The sequence below is a fragment of the Zhongshania sp. genome, assembly GCF_041584495.1.
Lineage (GTDB): Bacteria > Pseudomonadota > Gammaproteobacteria > Pseudomonadales > Spongiibacteraceae > Spongiibacter.
The window spans coordinates 1-1,006 of the sequence record NZ_JBFHDY010000334.1; the positions used below are offsets into that span (position 1 = coordinate 1).

The following is a 1,006-nucleotide window of genomic DNA, read 5'->3' on the forward strand; positions in this document are numbered from 1 at the left end:
GAGAATACTTTTGATGTCTGTTCTTTTTGGCATGGGGTCTCCGCAGGACGCTAGATGGGAGACGGAAAACGCTAAGCAAAAGCGTCTCCCGTTTTCCGTTTAGCGACTCGCTTTAATTAACTCAATAAACTGATTAAACAAGGGCGCAATATCGTGGGGACCGGGACTGGCCTCAGGGTGCCCCTGAAAACCAAATGCTGGGATATCTGTACGCCGAATTCCCTGCAGCGATCCATCAAACAATGATTTGTGGGTCACTTCCAAATTTGCGGGCAAGGAGGCTTCGTCTACAGCAAAACCGTGGTTTTGACTGGTGATGTGCACAACCTTGGTCGTCAAATCTTGCACCGGATGGTTGGCGCCGTGGTGGCCAAATTTCATTTTGACGGTTTTTGCACCAGAGGCCAAAGCCAGCAGCTGATGACCTAGGCAAATACCAAACACCGGCAATGCCGTTGCTAGAATTTCTTTAATTGCCGCAATCGCATAATCGCAGGGCTCTGGATCACCAGGACCATTCGACAGAAACACGCCGTCGGGCTTCATCGCCAACACGTCGGCAGCCGGTGTTTTGGCCGGGACAACTGTCAGGCGGCAACCGCGATCGGCGAGCATGCGCAGAATATTGCGCTTTACGCCAAAGTCGTAAGCCACAACATGGTAAGGCAACTCAGCGTCGGCAGCCGGGCGATACCCCTCACCCAACTGCCAGCTGCTTTCGCGCCACTCATACGATTCGGCGGTAGTCACTTCTTTCGCCAAATCCATGCCTTTTAGACCAGCGAATTCTTTAGCGAGTTGCAGTGCTTTGGCCTCATCAATATCACCAGCCATTAAGCAACCACCTTGGGCACCCTTGTCACGCAAAATACGAGTGAGGCGGCGGGTATCAATGTCGGCGATGCCGACAATATTGCGGGCTTTTAAATAATCAGAGAGGCTTTGTTCGCTACGAAAACTGCTAGCCGTCATAGCCAGATCACGAATAACCAAGCCCGCAGACCAA

General features: G+C 51.9%; 1 protein-coding gene. It reads right to left on the reverse strand.

Features of this window, described 5'->3' with window-relative positions; translation table 11 throughout:
- Nucleotides 1-99 precede the first annotated feature (99 nt).
- On the reverse strand, nucleotides 100-1,006 hold a 907-nt coding region (gene carA / locus ABYP33_RS19645; RefSeq protein WP_373093091.1), incomplete at its 5' end, for a glutamine-hydrolyzing carbamoyl-phosphate synthase small subunit.